This window comes from Qipengyuania psychrotolerans (assembly GCF_019711355.1).
Classification (GTDB): Bacteria; Pseudomonadota; Alphaproteobacteria; order Sphingomonadales; family Sphingomonadaceae; genus Qipengyuania; species Qipengyuania psychrotolerans.
Map to the genome: position 1 here is coordinate 1,498,431 of NZ_CP081297.1, position 15,268 is coordinate 1,513,698.

The 15,268-nt window shown below is 59.0% G+C and carries 26 protein-coding genes; all 26 read right to left on the reverse strand.

Annotated elements, in window-relative coordinates:
• Positions 1 to 23: 23 nt before the first annotated feature.
• A complete protein-coding gene (gene rpsM, locus K3166_RS07330; RefSeq protein WP_100259017.1) occupies positions 24 to 392 on the reverse strand; it encodes a 30S ribosomal protein S13 in 369 nt (122 codons plus the stop codon).
• Positions 393 to 753: 361 nt separating this feature from the next.
• A complete protein-coding gene (locus K3166_RS07335) occupies positions 754 to 1,323 on the reverse strand; it encodes an SRPBCC family protein (RefSeq protein ID WP_221421645.1) in 570 nt (189 codons plus the stop codon).
• Positions 1,324 to 1,383: 60 nt separating this feature from the next.
• Positions 1,384 to 2,028: an adenylate kinase gene (locus K3166_RS07340; RefSeq protein ID WP_221421646.1), complete on the reverse strand. Its 645-nt coding sequence runs from the start codon at positions 2,026 to 2,028 to the stop codon at positions 1,384 to 1,386.
• 31 nt (positions 2,029 to 2,059) lie between these two features.
• Complete coding sequence (gene secY, locus K3166_RS07345; protein WP_221421647.1) at positions 2,060 to 3,424, reverse strand: preprotein translocase subunit SecY; 1,365 nt, start codon at positions 3,422 to 3,424, stop codon at positions 2,060 to 2,062.
• A 106-nt stretch (positions 3,425 to 3,530) separates the two neighbouring features.
• Positions 3,531 to 4,070 carry a 50S ribosomal protein L15 gene (rplO, locus tag K3166_RS07350; RefSeq protein ID WP_221421648.1) on the reverse strand — a complete coding sequence of 180 codons (540 nt, stop codon included), beginning with the start codon at positions 4,068 to 4,070 and terminating at the stop codon, positions 3,531 to 3,533.
• Positions 4,071 to 4,164: 94 nt separating this feature from the next.
• A complete protein-coding gene (gene rpmD, locus K3166_RS07355) occupies positions 4,165 to 4,350 on the reverse strand; it encodes a 50S ribosomal protein L30 (RefSeq protein WP_221421649.1) in 186 nt (61 codons plus the stop codon).
• A 5-nt stretch (positions 4,351 to 4,355) separates the two neighbouring features.
• The gene (gene rpsE / locus K3166_RS13445; RefSeq protein WP_247714784.1) at positions 4,356 to 5,216 is read right to left on the reverse strand and encodes a 30S ribosomal protein S5; all 861 of its coding nucleotides are present in this window, start codon (positions 5,214 to 5,216) and stop codon (positions 4,356 to 4,358) included.
• A complete protein-coding gene (gene rplR, locus K3166_RS07365) occupies positions 5,216 to 5,560 on the reverse strand; it encodes a 50S ribosomal protein L18 (RefSeq protein ID WP_221421650.1) in 345 nt (114 codons plus the stop codon). The genes rpsE and rplR overlap by 1 nt, the downstream gene beginning before the upstream one ends.
• Position 5,561: 1 nt before the next feature.
• On the reverse strand, positions 5,562 to 6,095 hold the full coding sequence (gene rplF / locus K3166_RS07370) for a 50S ribosomal protein L6 (protein WP_221421651.1): 534 nt from the start codon (positions 6,093 to 6,095) through the stop codon (positions 5,562 to 5,564).
• Entirely contained in the window at positions 6,095 to 6,490 is a 396-nt protein-coding gene (rpsH, locus tag K3166_RS07375) for a 30S ribosomal protein S8 (RefSeq protein ID WP_221421652.1), read from the reverse strand. The genes rplF and rpsH overlap by 1 nt, the downstream gene beginning before the upstream one ends.
• Before the next feature lie 11 nt (positions 6,491 to 6,501).
• Positions 6,502 to 6,807, reverse strand: coding sequence for a 30S ribosomal protein S14 (gene rpsN, locus K3166_RS07380; RefSeq protein WP_090478779.1), 306 nt, complete (start codon positions 6,805 to 6,807; stop codon positions 6,502 to 6,504).
• A 41-nt stretch (positions 6,808 to 6,848) separates the two neighbouring features.
• The gene (gene rplE, locus K3166_RS07385; RefSeq protein WP_221421653.1) at positions 6,849 to 7,430 is read right to left on the reverse strand and encodes a 50S ribosomal protein L5; all 582 of its coding nucleotides are present in this window, start codon (positions 7,428 to 7,430) and stop codon (positions 6,849 to 6,851) included.
• The gene (gene rplX / locus K3166_RS07390; protein WP_221421654.1) at positions 7,423 to 7,743 is read right to left on the reverse strand and encodes a 50S ribosomal protein L24; all 321 of its coding nucleotides are present in this window, start codon (positions 7,741 to 7,743) and stop codon (positions 7,423 to 7,425) included. The genes rplE and rplX overlap by 8 nt, the downstream gene beginning before the upstream one ends.
• On the reverse strand, positions 7,743 to 8,111 hold the full coding sequence (gene rplN, locus K3166_RS07395; protein ID WP_138615862.1) for a 50S ribosomal protein L14: 369 nt from the start codon (positions 8,109 to 8,111) through the stop codon (positions 7,743 to 7,745). Before rplN ends, rplX begins: the two co-directional genes overlap by 1 nt.
• 60 nt (positions 8,112 to 8,171) lie before the next feature.
• On the reverse strand, positions 8,172 to 8,462 hold the full coding sequence (gene rpsQ / locus K3166_RS07400) for a 30S ribosomal protein S17 (protein ID WP_221421655.1): 291 nt from the start codon (positions 8,460 to 8,462) through the stop codon (positions 8,172 to 8,174).
• A gap of 10 nt (positions 8,463 to 8,472) precedes the next feature.
• On the reverse strand, positions 8,473 to 8,679 hold the full coding sequence (rpmC, locus tag K3166_RS07405) for a 50S ribosomal protein L29 (RefSeq protein WP_221421656.1): 207 nt from the start codon (positions 8,677 to 8,679) through the stop codon (positions 8,473 to 8,475).
• Entirely contained in the window at positions 8,679 to 9,113 is a 435-nt protein-coding gene (rplP, locus tag K3166_RS07410; protein WP_221421657.1) for a 50S ribosomal protein L16, read from the reverse strand. Before rplP ends, rpmC begins: the two co-directional genes overlap by 1 nt.
• Positions 9,114 to 9,134: 21 nt before the next feature.
• Positions 9,135 to 9,830, reverse strand: coding sequence for a 30S ribosomal protein S3 (rpsC, locus tag K3166_RS07415; protein WP_221421658.1), 696 nt, complete (start codon positions 9,828 to 9,830; stop codon positions 9,135 to 9,137).
• A gap of 1 nt (position 9,831) precedes the next feature.
• A complete protein-coding gene (gene rplV / locus K3166_RS07420; RefSeq protein ID WP_221421659.1) occupies positions 9,832 to 10,209 on the reverse strand; it encodes a 50S ribosomal protein L22 in 378 nt (125 codons plus the stop codon).
• Positions 10,209 to 10,484 (reverse strand): 30S ribosomal protein S19, encoded by a 276-nt coding sequence (gene rpsS / locus K3166_RS07425; RefSeq protein ID WP_221421660.1) that lies wholly within the window; start codon positions 10,482 to 10,484, stop codon positions 10,209 to 10,211. The genes rplV and rpsS overlap by 1 nt, the downstream gene beginning before the upstream one ends.
• Positions 10,485 to 10,490: 6 nt before the next feature.
• The gene (gene rplB / locus K3166_RS07430; protein ID WP_221421661.1) at positions 10,491 to 11,327 is read right to left on the reverse strand and encodes a 50S ribosomal protein L2; all 837 of its coding nucleotides are present in this window, start codon (positions 11,325 to 11,327) and stop codon (positions 10,491 to 10,493) included.
• Positions 11,327 to 11,647 (reverse strand): 50S ribosomal protein L23, encoded by a 321-nt coding sequence (locus K3166_RS07435; RefSeq protein ID WP_221421662.1) that lies wholly within the window; start codon positions 11,645 to 11,647, stop codon positions 11,327 to 11,329. The genes rplB and K3166_RS07435 overlap by 1 nt, the downstream gene beginning before the upstream one ends.
• Positions 11,640 to 12,263, reverse strand: coding sequence for a 50S ribosomal protein L4 (gene rplD / locus K3166_RS07440; protein WP_221421663.1), 624 nt, complete (start codon positions 12,261 to 12,263; stop codon positions 11,640 to 11,642). The genes K3166_RS07435 and rplD overlap by 8 nt, the downstream gene beginning before the upstream one ends.
• Positions 12,264 to 12,265: 2 nt before the next feature.
• A complete protein-coding gene (gene rplC, locus K3166_RS07445; RefSeq protein WP_221424011.1) occupies positions 12,266 to 13,147 on the reverse strand; it encodes a 50S ribosomal protein L3 in 882 nt (293 codons plus the stop codon).
• Between the two features lie 241 nt (positions 13,148 to 13,388).
• The gene (gene rpsJ, locus K3166_RS07450; protein WP_006831877.1) at positions 13,389 to 13,700 is read right to left on the reverse strand and encodes a 30S ribosomal protein S10; all 312 of its coding nucleotides are present in this window, start codon (positions 13,698 to 13,700) and stop codon (positions 13,389 to 13,391) included.
• Between the two features lie 317 nt (positions 13,701 to 14,017).
• On the reverse strand, positions 14,018 to 15,208 hold the full coding sequence (tuf, locus tag K3166_RS07455) for an elongation factor Tu (RefSeq protein ID WP_221421664.1): 1,191 nt from the start codon (positions 15,206 to 15,208) through the stop codon (positions 14,018 to 14,020).
• Positions 15,209 to 15,268: the final 60 nt, after the last annotated feature.

Genomic DNA, 15,268 nt, shown 5'->3' on the forward strand with positions numbered 1-15,268 from the left:
AAAAGCCTGGATTGGATCCGAGCTTACTTCTTCTTGCCGGCGATCGGCTTGGCCTTACCCTTGCGGGTGCGGGCATTGGTGTGAGTGCGCTGGCCGCGAACAGGCAGACCGGCACGGTGACGAAGGCCGCGGTATGAACGCAGGTCCATCAGGCGCTTGATGTTCATCGCAGTGTCGCGACGAAGGTCGCCTTCGACCATGTGCTCTTCGTCGATCGTTTCGCGAACGCGCAGGATTTCCTCGTCGGAAAGGTCCTGAACGCGGCGAGCGTGATCGATACCAAGCTTGTCAGCGATCTCAACGGCCTTGGTCCGGCCGATTCCGTGAATGTAGGTAAGCGCGATAATAACGCGCTTGTTGGTGGGGATATTTACCCCGGCAATACGAGCCACTTAATTCTCCATGCTCCACAAGGTCCTTTAAAGCGGGACCCTATCTCAACGCCTTGTTTTCACTGACACTGGCGGCTGCAACTAACGCAAAAAGCCCGGATGGCGTGCAAAAGACTACCGCCTGCCGGACTCACCGAAAGTGTCGAATGAAAGGCGCGCTTAGGCGGATTCGGCCAAGAGGTCAACAGCCCGCACGCGCAAACGACTGGGCCACCAATGTGGGTGGTCCCGCCCATGTTTCAATCCCTGCCTACGACCGATTGGCAAAAAGGTCAAAAAGCAGCAATCCATTCAGTTACAGGTTATTGGCCTATCAGAACAGACAAGCACTGTAGTCCTCGGGAGTTCGCACTGCTGGCTGCTATTCGGAAATGTCCTCGTCACCGCCCAGCGCACCGAGATGGTCCCGAAGGCCCGCAAGCTGCTGGTCCATCACGCCGTCCACCGCATTGGAAATTTGGTCGATCGGAAAGCCCATCGGCCCGCCGACATTGTATTCCCATGAAATACGAGTGCCGCCGTCGATTTCCTCAAGCGTAATCGTGAGCACTCCGGTCGCCGGAACAGCCTGGAGCGGACCCAGTCCGCCGCGCAGGCGCAAGGCGCGGTCGGGAACCGCCTGGACCACAACAGCGTGCTGCGCACTCCCGTCCAGCGGGATGGCACCCTCGCCCGGGATCTTTTCACAGAAGCAACCGCCCGCGCTCGGTACCAGCGTCATGTTGGACGCGTCAGCTGACCAAGTGTGCCCATCATTCCACCAGTCCGACGGTTTGATAAGCGCCATCCACGTTTCGCGAGGCGTAGCTGCAACCTGGGCACTTGCCTTGGTCACAAAGCCGCTATCGCTGGTCGATACGACTTCTGCCGAAGCAGGCACGGCCAATCCTGCCAGCCCGGCGGCAACAGCGATAATCAGAAAACGCGGCATAGGACTCTCCCTTGACTGGAAGACGGTCCTATGGTCGCAAACCTCTTTTGGAAAGGCTGATCAGTCCAGCAGTGCATCAATCGCGTGGGCGACATCATCGATCGCAGCCATGCCATCGACGCGCGAGACAATTCCGCGAGCTTCGTACCCTGGAAGGATAGGCGCGGTTTCGCTGCGGTAGACCTGCATACGGTGGCGGACCGTTTCTTCATTATCGTCGGGACGCCGCTTGAATTCGGTCGACCCGCACTGGTCGCATTTGCCAGGAGTTTCCGGCTGCTTGAAAGTGTCGTGATAGCCGGTGCCGCATTCTGCGCAGGTATAGCGCCCGGTAATGCGGGCGACCAACGCATCTTCATCGACGCCCAGTTCGATCACATGGTCCAGGCTCCGACCGTGCTTCGCCAACAGCTGGTCAAGCATCTCGGCCTGCTTCTCGGTCCTAGGATAGCCATCAAAGATGGCACCGGTATCCGGACCCATTGCGGTCAGTTCAGCATCGATCAGTTCCGAAACGATGACGTCGGAAACAAGCCCGCCCGCATCCATCACGGCCTTAGCCTTGATCCCAACCGGAGTTCCGGCCTTCACCGCCGCGCGCAGCATGTCGCCGGTAGAAAGCTGGCGCATGCCATGATGTTCCACCAGGCGTTGGGCCTGAGTGCCCTTGCCTGCGCCCGGAGGGCCGAGAAGTATGATATCCATCGAGAGGGGTCCCCTTCGCCTCGGTGAAGACTTAACGCAGGCGGCCCTTCAGCTTCGCCTTTTTGATGAGATCGCCGTACTGGTGTGCCAGCAGATGCGACTGGATCTGACTGATCGTATCCACTGTCACGTTCACGACGATAAGCAAGCTGGTACCGCCAAGGAATAGGGGGATACCGGTTTGCGCGATCATGTATTCCGGAACGACGCAGACGATTGTCAGGTAGATGGCACCAATCACCGTAATGCGTGTCAGGACATAATCGAGATACTGCTCTGTCCGCTTGCCGGGCCGAATGCCGGGAATAAACCCGCCGTTCTTCTTCAGATTCTCTGCCGTCTCTTCCGGATTAAATACAACCGCAGTGTAGAAGAAGCAGAAGAAAATGATCCCGAGGCCATACAGCGTCATGTAGAGCGGCTGGCCGTGCTGGAGATACTGAAGCACCGTCTGGACACCGCCGCCGAAGCTGCTTTCAGTGTCGAGTGAGTTTCCGGCGAACTGCGTGATCGTCAGCGGCAGCAGCAAGAGCGAGCTGGCAAAGATCGGCGGGATAACGCCGGCGGTGTTCAGCTTGAGCGGAAGATGCGAACGGTCTGCCTGCATCCCGCCGCGCTGCGTTGCGCGCTTGGGATACTGGATCAGCAGTCGCCGCTGAGCGCGCTCGAAGAAACTGATGCCGTAAATGAGCACCACGACCATGGCGATAAAGCCGAGCAGGATACCGGTAGCGATCGAACCTTCGCTGTACCCGGTCGCCATGTTCGTGACGAAGGTCGGGAACTGGGCGACGATGCCAGCCATGATGATGAGCGAAACGCCGTTGCCGATACCGCGGCTGGTGATCTGTTCACCAAGCCACAATAGGAACATCGTACCGCCGACCAGGCTGACGACTGCGCCGATGCGGAACATGTAGCCTGGATCAACCACGGCCGCGATCCCTTCGGAGGCGCCGAAGCTCTCGAGGCCTGCGGCCAGGAACCAGCCCTGTATCGAACACAGCAGCACCGTGCCGTAACGCGTGTATTGATTGAGCTTCTGGCGTCCGACCGTGCCTTCCTTCTTCAAGGCGGCAAGCGTGGGATGCAAGGCTGAGGCCATCTGCACCACGATCGAAGCGGTAATATAGGGCATGACGCCGAGCGCGATGAGGCTCATCCGCTCAAGACTGCCGCCCGTGAACATGTTGAACATGTCGATGATGCCACCCTGGGTGACATCGGCAAGCTGGGTCAACGCGCGGGCGTTGATGCCCGGCAGAGGCACGAAGCTGAGGAACCGGAAAACGATCAGCGCACCGATCGTGAACCAGATGCGCTGCTTGAGCTCAGTGGCCTTGGAGAAATTGGCGAGACTGATATTGCTCGCGAAACTGTCGGCGCTTGATGCCATTGGTCGTCTTCGATCCTAAGCTTGTCGCCGGCCCGTCCCGGCTATGACCGGACAGATAGGGAGCGGAGGGACGAATGTCGAACCCCCACTCCCCTGTTTCCATCGATTACTTTTGCTTGTCGGCCTTGGCTGCCTTGTTAGCAGCGGCACGTTCGGCCTTCTTTTCGTGCTCAGGCTGTGCCTTGGGCAGTACTTCGACCTTGCCGCCAGCCTTCTCGACCGCTTCGATCGCACCCTTCGATGCGCCAGCGACTATAAACTTGACCTTCGCAGTGATTTCACCCTTGGCGAGAAGACGGACACCGTCCTTGCCACCGCGGGCAAGACCAGCTGCCTTGAGCGCTGCGTGGTCGATGTCTTTCTTGCCGTCGAGCTTCTTCGCGTCGATGAACTTCTGGACCATGCCCAGGTTCACTTCGGCAAAATCCTTGCCGAACGGATTGTTGAAACCGCGCTTCGGCAGACGCATGTGAAGCGGCATCTGGCCGCCTTCGAAGCCCTTGATCGCTACGCCCGAGCGGCTCTTCTGACCCTTCTGGCCGCGGCCAGCAGTCTTGCCCTTGCCCGAACCGATACCACGGCCGACACGCATGCGCTCTTTGCGAGCGCCCGGATTGTCACGGATTTCGTTGAGTTTGATAGACATAGTTGCACTCGCTTTCGCTTTTGTTCGCGCTAAAAAATGGAAGCGGCCCGCTATCGTAGCAGGCCGCTCCCGTCAAATTGTTCCGTCGACTGAGTTAGTCGACGATCTCGACCAGATGCGGGACCTTGGCGACTGCACCGCGCACCTCGGGGGTGTCCTGGCGTTCGACGATCTTGTGCATCTTGTTGAGGCCCAGGCCGATCAGAATTTTCTTCTGGCTTTCCGGGCGACGGATCGGCGAACCGATCTGCTTGATCTTGATGGTGTTGTTCTTGGCCATCTCATTTACTCCGCGATAGCGGCAGCGTCAGCTTTCGCTTCTGCTTCCGACGCACCACCACGACCAAGCAGGTCGACGACCTTCTTGCCGCGACGCTGCGCAACCGACTTCGGCGAAGTCTGGTCCTGCAGCGCATCAAAGGTGGCGCGGATCATGTTGTAGGGGTTCGAAGTACCGACCGACTTGGTCACCACGTCTGCAACGCCCAGGCTTTCGAACACGGCACGCATCGGGCCACCGGCGATGATGCCGGTACCAGCTGGAGCGGTACGAACGGTAACCTTGCCGGCACCGAAGCGACCATTGCCATCGTGATGGAGGGTACGACCTTCCTTCAGCGAGACACGGATCATCTTCTTGCGCGCAGCGGCAGTTGCCTTGCTGATCGCTTCCGGCACTTCGCGGGCCTTGCCCTTGCCGAAGCCGACGCGGCCCTGACCGTCACCAACAACTACGAGTGCAGCAAAACCAAAGCGCTTACCGCCCTTTACAGTCTTGCTGACGCGGTTGATGTGGACGAGCTTCTCGATGATGCCGTCGTCTTCTTCCTGGCGTCCACCGCGACGGTTGTTGTCACGGCCACCGCGGCCGCCACGGCCACGATCGTTGCCGCCACGGCCACCGCCGCTACCGCCGCCACGATTACCGCGAGCGTTTTGCTGTCCGCGCGGCTGGCCTTCAGCGCCCTGTGCGGGGCTCTGGTTGGCAGCAGCTTCGGAAGGAGTATCGGCGATAGCCGGCTCTTCCTTGGTCACAGCAGTTTCGGTTTCAGCCGTAGCTTCGACCTTTGTTTCTTCAACCTTCGCGTCGGCCTTGGGAGCTTCTGCTTCAGGAGCGTTTTCGGTTTTCTTGTCGTCAGCCATGATCAGAACTCCAGCCCGCCTTCGCGAGCGGCGTCGGCCAGCGCTTTCACGCGGCCATGGAACAGGAAACCACCGCGATCGAACACGACGGTAGTGACACCGGCCTTCTTGGCGGCGGCAGCGATGTCGCTGCCGACTTGCTTGGCAGCATCGACATTGGCACCCGAACTCTTCGCGCCGAGCGTCGAGGCAGCAGCAACGGTCTTGCCGTCCGCATCGTCGATGATCTGCGCGTAGATGTGCTTACCGGTGCGATGGACCGACAGGCGCGGCTTACCGCCAGCACGGCTACGAAGAGCTGTGCGGACACGGCGGCGGCGGCGTTCAAAAAGGGAAAGCTTTGCCATCTTACTTCTTCTTCCCTTCCTTGCGGAAGATATACTCGCCGCGGTACTTGATGCCCTTGCCCTTATAAGGCTCGGGCTTGCGCCACTTGCGAACGTTTGCCGCAAACTGACCCACGGCCTGCTTGTCATTACCGCTGATTTCGACGGTGGTCTGGTCAGGCGTCTTCACTTCAATGCCTTCCGGCACATCGAGATCGACGTCATGCGAGAAACCGAGCTGAAGCTTGAGCTTCTTGCCCTGTGCCTGCGCACGGTAACCAACACCAGTGATCTCGAGGACCTTGGTGAAACCATCGGTCACACCTTCAACCAGGTTGGCGACGAGCGTACGCTGCATTCCCCAGTGGTTGCGTGCAGCACGAGTGTCGTTGGACGGAGTGATCGAAATCTCGCCGTCATCCAGCTTGTACTGGACCAGATCCGACAGACCCATGGAAAGAGTGCCCTTGGGCCCCTTAACGCTGAGTGCGCCTTCTTCGATCTTGGCCTCGACCCCTTTGGGGATCGTGACGGGTTTCTTACCGATGCGGCTCATCAGAATACCTCCGCAAGCACTTCGCCACCGACATTGTCGGCACGTGCTTCGGCGTCCGAAAGCACGCCGCGCGGCGTCGAAACGATGGTGATGCCAAGGCCGTTGCGAACAATGGGGAGTTCTTTCGAACCCGCATAGACGCGGCGGCCAGGCTTGGAGACGCGGGCGACGTGCTTGATAGCCGGTTCGCCTTCGAAATATTTCAGTTCGATCCGCAGCGCCGGGTGCTTGCCGCTCGCGTCTTCAGTGTAGCCACGGATGTAGCCTTCACGCTGAAGAACTTCGAGAACGTTTGCACGCAGCTTGCTAGCGGGCGAAAGGACACTGTCCTTCTTCGCCTGCTGGCCGTTGCGGATACGGGTGAGCATATCACCCAGGGGATCGGTCATAGCCATCTATCGATTCCTCACCAGCTCGACTTTGTGAGGCCTGGAATCAGGCCCTTGTTGCCGAGGTCGCGCAGTTCGATACGGTTCAGGCCGAACTTGCGGTAATAGCCGCGCGGGCGGCCGGTGGTGGAGCAGCGGTTACGCACCCGGGTAGGGTTCGCGTTACGCGGCAGTTCCGCCATCTTGAGACGTGCGATCAAACGCTCGCCTTCATCGAGGCTTTCGTCGTCTGCGATCGCTTTCAGCTTTGCGAACTTATCCGCATACTGCTTGACGAGCTTCTTGCGACGCTCGTTCTTGTTGATCGAACTCAGTTTCGCCATTGGACTTAAGTTCCTTCCTTATCTCTCGATCGGAAGGCGGCTCACGCCGCCTCCTGCTCTTCCGGCTTTGCTTCGGCCGGGAACGGGAAACCGAACAGACGCAGCAATTCGCGTGCTTCGTCATCGGTCTTCGCCGTGGTTGTCACGATGATATCCATGCCCCGGACCTTGTCGATCTGATCATAGCTGATCTCGGGGAAGATGATCTGTTCCTTGAGGCCCATTGCATAGTTGCCGCGGCCGTCAAACGACTTCGGGTTGAGCCCACGAAAGTCACGGATACGGGGCATTGCGATGGTCACAAGGCGGTCGACGAATTCGTACATGCGTTCACGGCGCAGGGTTACCTTTGCACCAATCGGCATGCCTTCGCGCAGCTTGAACTGTGCGATCGATTTCTTGGCCTTGGTGATGACCGGTTTCTGGCCGGCAATCAGTGCCATTTCTTCGGCTGCAGTCTGGACCTTCTTCTTGTCCTGGCTGGCTTCGCCCACACCCATGTTGAGTGTGATCTTGTCCAGCTTGGGCACTTCAAGACGGTTCTTGTAGCCAAACTTCTCGGTCATCGCCTTGACGATCTGATCGTCGTAGCGCTGCTTCATACGGGGGCTGGAATCAGCCATCGATTGTCTCCCCAGATTTGACAGCTACACGCACCTTCTTGCCGTCCTTTTCTTCGAAACGGACGCGGGTGGGCTTGCCATCCTTGGGATCGGCAACAGCAACCTTGCAGATGTGCATCGGTGCTTCGAAGCGGTCGATGCCACCCTGAGGGTTCTGCTGGGTCGGCTTACGGTGACGGGCTGCGATGTTCACGCCTTCGACGACAATCTTGCCGTCCTTGGGGCTCACTTTCGAAACCGTACCGGTCTTGCCCTTGTCCTTGCCGGACAGAACGACGACCGTGTCACCCTTCTTGATCTTAGCGGAAGCCATTACAGCACCTCCGGAGCAAGCGAGATGATCTTCATGAAGCCGCGGCCGCGAAGTTCGCGAACCACCGGTCCGAAGATACGAGTACCGATCGGTTCTTCGTTTTTGTTCACGAGAACCGCGGCGTTGCTGTCGAAGCGGATAACGCTGCCATCGGGGCGGCGTACGTCCTTCCTCGTGCGCACGATGACAGCGCGATGGACATCGCCCTTCTTCACCTTCGTGCGCGGCTGGGCTTCCTTGACGGAAACCACGATCACGTCGCCCACGGACGCAGTGCGGCGCTTGGAGCCGCCCAGTACTTTAATGCACTGGACGCGCTTGGCGCCGCTGTTGTCCGCGACGTCGAGATTGGATTGCATCTGGATCATAGATCCGGTTCCTTCTCTTGGCTTGCCGGGACAATTGCCCGGCAGTTCCTAACGTCTAACTCAGTTGCCAGCGGCTTCGACTTCGAGATTAGCCTCGACAGCCTGGGTTCCGCCTGCCGTCACTCGATCCTTGACCAACCAGGTCTTGGTTTTCGAGATCGGCTTGGTCTCTTCGATGCGCACGATGTCGCCGAGTGCGTACTCGTTCTTCTCATCATGTGCGTGGTACTTCTTCGAACGGCGGATGATCTTCCCGTACAGGGGATGCTTCACCTTACGCTCGACGAGCACGGTAACAGTCTTGTCGGTCTTGTCGGAGGTGACTGTCCCGACCAGAATACGCTTGGGCATGGTCTACTCCTTAAGCCTTGGCAGCGGCGCTGGCGCGCTCGGTCTGCAGCGTCTTGATCTTGGCGATCGAGCGGCGGACTTCACGGATGCGAGCGGGCGCTTCGAGCTGGTTCGTCGCAGCCTGGAAGCGCAGGTTGAACTGCTCACGCTTCAGGCTGGTCAGTTCCTCGGACAACTGGTCGTCGCTCTTCTGACGCAGATCTTCGATCTTGCTCATTATTCGCCTCCCAGGTGCGAGGTGTCACCGAGACGGGCAACGACCTTGGTTTTGATCGGCAGCTTCATAGCGGCGCGGCTGAATGCTTCGGCTGCCAGCGGCCCGGCAACACCGTCGAGTTCGAACAGGATGCGGCCCGGCTTTACGCGAGCAGCCCAGTATTCGACCGAGCCCTTGCCCTTGCCCTGACGAACTTCGGCAGGCTTCTTGGAAACCGGCACGTCCGGGAAAACGCGGATCCAGAGACGGCCCTGACGCTTCATGTGGCGTGTGATCGCACGGCGAGCCGCTTCGATCTGACGAGCTGTGATACGCTCCGGTTCGAGGGCCTTGAGGCCGTACGAGCCGAAATTCAGCGTGGTTCCGCCCTTGGCATTGCCATGGATCTTGCCCTTGAACGCCTTGCGGTACTTATGTTTTTTCGGTTGCAGCATGGTGCTTTCCTATACTGACAATCAGCGAGCCGGACGGACGCCGGACGTCTGCGATTCCATCATGAGACGGTCCTGCGCGGTCGGGTCATGGCCGAGAATTTCGCCCTTGAAGATCCACACCTTGATGCCGATGATGCCATAGGCGGTAAGCGCCTCAGCTTCGGCATAGTCGATGTTGGCGCGCAGCGTATGAAGCGGCACACGGCCTTCGCGATACTGTTCTACACGTGCGATTTCTGCACCACCAAGACGGCCGCCACACATGATCTTGATGCCTTCAGCACCAAGGCGCATGGCCGACTGCATGGCGCGCTTCATAGCACGGCGGAACGCGACACGGCGGATCAACTGATCTGCGATGCCCTGCGCGACAAGCTTGGCATCGACTTCCGGCTTGCGGATTTCGACGATGTTCAGCTTCACTTCGCTGTCGGTCATCTTCGAAAGCTGGCCGCGCAGCTTTTCGATGTCAGCGCCCTTCTTGCCGATGATGACGCCGGGACGCGCAGCATAGATCGAAACACGGCACAGCTTGGCCGGACGTTCAATCACCACCTTCGAGATTGCAGCCTGGGCTGCATTCTTGAGGATGAACTTACGGATCTCGATGTCTTCGCTGAGCAGCTTGGCATAATCACGCCCTTCGGCGTACCAGCGGCTGTCCCAGGTGCGGTTGATCTGCAGGCGCAGACCGATCGGATTGCTTTTATGGCCCATCTTACGCCTCCTCCTGCTCGCGGACGACGATGCGCAGGCGGCTGAACGGCTTCAGGATGCGCGTCGACTTGCCGCGTCCACGTGTGTGGAAGCGCTTCATCGTAATCGACTTGCCTACCGAAGCCTCGGCTACGACCAGCGAGTCGACATCGAGGTTATGGTTGTTTTCCGCGTTGGCGATCGCCGAAGCGAGAACCTTCGTGGCGTCCTTGGCCATCTGCTTCTTCGAGAATGCGAGGATGTTGAGGGCCTCTTCGACCTTCTTCCCGCGGATCAGTTCGGCAACGAGGTTAAGCTTCTGTGCGGAGCCACGAATAGTGGTGCCCACGGAAAGAGCCTCGTTATCAGCGACACGGCGGGGAGCTTTCTGCTTGCTCATCAGCGCTTACCCTTCTTGTCAGAAGCATGGCCGGGGAATGTGCGCGTGGGCGCAAATTCGCCAAGCTTGTGGCCGACCATCTCTTCCGAGACGGAGACCGGGATGAACTTGTGGCCGTTGTACACGTTAAACGTGAGACCGACGAACTGAGGCAGGATGGTGCTGCGACGCGACCAGGTCTTGATCGGCTTCGCGTTGCTTTCGTCCTGCGCCTCTTCTGCCTTCTTCAGAAGGCTGAGTTCGACGAACGGACCTTTCCAGACGGAACGAGCCATGTCGGATTACCTCTTCTTCTTGGCGTGGCGCGAACGGATAATCATCTTGTCCGTCTGCTTGTTGTTACGAGTACGAGCGCCCTTGGTCGGCTTGCCCCACGGGGTAACCGGATGACGGCCACCGCTTGTGCGACCTTCACCACCACCATGAGGGTGATCGACGGGGTTCTTGGCGACACCGCGCGTCAGCGGCTTGATGCCCATCCAACGACGACGACCGGCCTTGCCTAGGTTCTGGTTCTGATTGTCCGGGTTGGACACAGCACCAACAGTACCCATGCAGTCGGCACGCAGATAGCGCTGCTCACCTGAATTGAGCCTGACGATGACCATACCGCGGTCACGGCCGACCAACTGGACATAGGAACCTGCAGCGCGGGAGATCTGGCCACCCTTGCCCGGCTTCATTTCCACGTTGTGACAGATCGTGCCAACCGGCATCTGACCAAGCAACATTGCGTTGCCAGACTTGGTGTCGGTCTTTTCTGCAGCAATGACCTTGTCGCCAACAGCGAGACGCTGCGGAGCGAGAATGTAAGCCTGCTCACCGTCATCATACTTCACAAGTGCGATGAAAGCGGTGCGGTTGGGATCGTATTCGATCCGCTCCACGGTGCCTTCGACGTCCCACTTGCGACGCTTGAAGTCGATGTAGCGATACTTCTGTTTGTGACCGCCGCCGATGCCACGCGAAGTGACATGACCCTTGTTATTCCGGCCACCGGTCTTGCGCTTACCTTCCGTGAGCGACTTGACGGGCTTGCCTTTGTACAGGCCCGACTTGTCGACAAGGATAAGGCCGCGGCGTGCGGGGCTCGTCGGTTTGTAATTCTTGAGTGCCATCAGCTCACACCTTCCGTGATGTCGATCATGGAACCCTCAGCGAGGGTAACGATCGCCTTTTTCACGTCGTTGCGCTTGTAGGGTTTGCCCCTCCAGCGCTTGGTCTTGCCCTTCACGTTGATCGTGTTGACCGAAACAACCTTGGCCTTCTGACCAGCGTAGATTGCTTCAACCGCTTCCTTGATCTGCGGCTTGGTTGCATCGCCTGCAACCTTGAACACAACCGCGTTATACTCCGAAGCCATAGTCGACTTCTCGGTGATGTGCGGAGCAAGGATTACGTCATAGTGACGCGCGTCGATTTCCTGCTTTTTAGCCATTGAAACGGCCCTCCAGCTTTTCGACAGCGTCCTTGGTAAGGACCAGCGTGTCGTGCTTCAGGATGTCGTAGACGTTGGCGCCCATGGCGGGCATCACGTTGACACCAGGAATGTTGCCTGCCGCCTTCATGAAACCGTCGTTCACGGTGTCACCGTCGATCACCAGCACCTTCTTGCCCCAACCTGCCTTGGCCAGGTGCCCGACGAGCACCTTGGTCTTGGCATCCTTGAGCTCAAGCGTGTCGACGACGACGAGGCCGTCCTTCGCCTTGCTCGACAGGGCCATTTTGAGGCCGAGTGCACGGATCTTCTTGTTCAGCGACTGCTCGAAGTCACGCTTGCGCGCACCATGAGCCTTACCACCACCGATGAAGATCGGAGCGCCGCGATCGCCGTGACGAGCACCGCCCGAGCCTTTTTGACGGCCGAACTTGGCACCCGTGCGGGCGACATCCGAACGTTCACGCGTAGGGCGTGCGGTTCCGCGGCGGTTTTCAAGCTGCCACGTCACAACGCGGTGAAGGATATCGGCACGCGGCTCGAGACCGAACACATCGTCGTTCAGCTCGATATCGCCCGACGCCTTACCGTCGATTTTCTGGACCTTGACCTTCACGATCAGGACTCCTTGCTATCTGCGTCAGGTACATCCGTTTCCGGGGCATCCTGAGCATTCTGCTTCGTTACTTCGCTGTCGGCGCCAGCTTCCTGCTCTTTGAGCAACTGAGCCTGCTGATCAGCAGAAACTTCCAAGCCAACTTCATGTTCAGCGGCACTCTCGACCAGACCTGCGCCCGCTTCTTCCGAAGCAAACTCGTCCTGGTTGCGGCGCATCACACCCGGGAACGGAAGTTCCGAAGCAGGGGTGATTTTCACAGCGTCACGAACAAGCAGCCAACCATTCTTCGCGCCCGGGACCGAGCCCTTGACGAAGAGGAGGCCGCGATCGGCGTCGGTGCGCACGATTTCGAGGTTCTGCTGGGTACGCTGACGGTCGCCCATGTGGCCGGCCATCTTCTTGCCCTTGAACACGCGGCCCGGATCCTGACGGTTACCCGTCGAACCGTGCGAACGGTGCGAGACCGAGACGCCGTGAGTGGCACGAAGACCACCGAAGCCCCAACGCTTCATGGCGCCAGCAAAGCCTTTACCCTGCGTGTGACCGGTGATGTCAACTTTCTGGCCAGCGATGAAGTGCTCAGCCGAAATGCGCGCACCGAGGGGAAGAAGACCTTCTTCGCTATCGAGGCGGAATTCCGCGACCTTCATCTTCAGAGCGACTTCTGCTTTCGCAAATGCTTCGCGCTGCGGCTTGTTTACGTTCTTTTGCTTCGCTTCGCCCGAACCAACCTGAAGGCCAATGTAGCCATCACGGTCCTGCGTGCGATGCGCGGTAACCTGACAATCTTCCAGGGAAAGAACGGTAACGGGCACGTGCCGTCCGTCCTCCTGGAAGAGGCGGGTCATCCCGACTTTCTTTGCGATCACGCCTGTGCGCATCGTCAAACTCCTCAACAGAGGCACCCCGGCCCATCCGAGGTGCGTGCCAGCCCGATGAAATGATGCGCGCCCCGTCCGGGCTGATTGCCTCTCAGGAGAGAAGCAGACGGGGGACGCAGTCCCGAACTAATGTCCGGCGGTATCCCGATGTCTTGCCTGATCTTTCGATCCGGCGGGCCTTCGGGGGCCCTTTAACTTTCCCACCTATTAAAGTCCGGCAGGAGGACTGAAACCATGCGGCTTAGGCCAGCTTGATTTCCACGTTTACGCCAGCTGCCAGATCGAGCTTCATCAGCGCGTCGACGGTCTGGGCGTTGGGCTGCACGATGTCGAGCAACCGCTTGTAGGTGCGCACCTCGAACTGCTCGCGCGACTTCTTGTCGATGTGCGGGCCGCGGTTCACGGTGAACTTCTCGATGCGCGTCGGCATGGGAATGGGACCACGAATGAGGGCACCCGTCCGGCGCGCGGTGTCTGCGATTTCGCCAGTTGCCTGGTCGAGAACGCGATGGTCGAACGCCTTGAGGCGAATGCGGATATTCTGTGCTTCCATTACCTACACCGATGCGAAAGAGCCAAGCGGGTCGGGGGTGACCCGCAAACAAAAAGAAAGGTCCGCCTCGCAGTGAACCCGGCTTCCCGGAACGAGCGACCTTCCATGAATTCGATAATTGCAGGGACGAATCTCTGCCTGTGGCCGCGCATATACGGGGGACACCCGTATCTGGCAACCCCCGATTTCCGCCTAATCCAACAGGCGTGACCGGAGTGCGACGAACCGTTGCCCTGGACCGTCAGCACTGCCCCAGAAACCGGAAGGCCCGCCCTCCCCAATGGGAAGAACGGGCCTACCAGTTTTTTAGCCGAAGCTTACTTCTGGATCGAAGCAACCACGCCCGAGCCGACGGTGCGGCCGCCTTCGCGGATTGCGAAGCGCAGACCTTCGTCCATGGCGATCGGTGCGATCAGCTTGACCTGGATGGTCACGTTGTCGCCCGGCATCACCATTTCGGTGCCCTCGGGAAGGATTACTTCACCGGTGACGTCCGTGGTGCGGAAGTAGAACTGCGGACGGTAGTTCGCGAAGAACGGCGTGTGACGGCCACCTTCGTCCTTCGAAAGGACGTAGACTTCTGCGCTGAACTCGGTGTGCGGGTTGACGGTGCCGGGCTTGGCCAGAACCTGGCCGCGCTCGACGTCTTCACGAGCTACGCCGCGGATCAGGGCACCAACGTTGTCACCAGCTTCACCGCGATCAAGCAGCTTGCGGAACATTTCAACGCCCGTAACGGTCGTCTTGGTGGTGTCCTTGATGCCAACGATTTCGCACTCGTCGCCAACGTTCACAACGCCGGTTTCGATACGGCCAGTAACAACCGTACCACGGCCCGAGATCGAGAACACGTCTTCGATCGGCATGAGGAACGGCTTGTCGACCGGACGATCGGGTTGCGGGATGTGCTCGTCGACAGCCTTCATCAGTTCGATGATCGAGTTCTTGCCGATTTCATCGTCACGACCTTCAAGAGCGGCCAGAGCCGAACCCTTGACGATTGCGATGTTGTCGCCGTCGAAGTCATACGAGCTGAGGAGTTCGCGAACTTCCAGTTCAACGAGTTCGAGGATTTCCTCGTCGTCGACCTGGTCAACCTTGTTCATGTACACAACCAGAGCCGGAACGCCGACCTGACGTGCAAGCAGGATGTGCTCGCGGGTCTGCGGCATCGGGCCGTCAGCAGCGTTCACAACCAGGATGGCGCCGTCCATCTGGGCTGCACCGGTGATCATGTTCTTCACGTAGTCGGCGTGACCCGGGCAATCGACGTGAGCATAGTGACGTGCTTCGGTCTCATACTCAACGTGTGCGGTCGAGATGGTGATCCCGCGCTCACGCTCTTCGGGAGCCTTGTCGATGTTCGCGAAATCAACCGCTGCACCGCCGTTTACCTCGGCCATCACCTTCGTGATCGCCGCAGTCAACGTGGTCTTGCCATGGTCAACGTGACCGATGGTGCCGATGTTGCAGTGCGGCTTGTTCCGCTCGAATTTTTCCTTCGCCATTTTGCAATAACCTCTGTCTTAAAAATACGGATTTCTGCGGGAAGAAACGGCGCCCGCTGA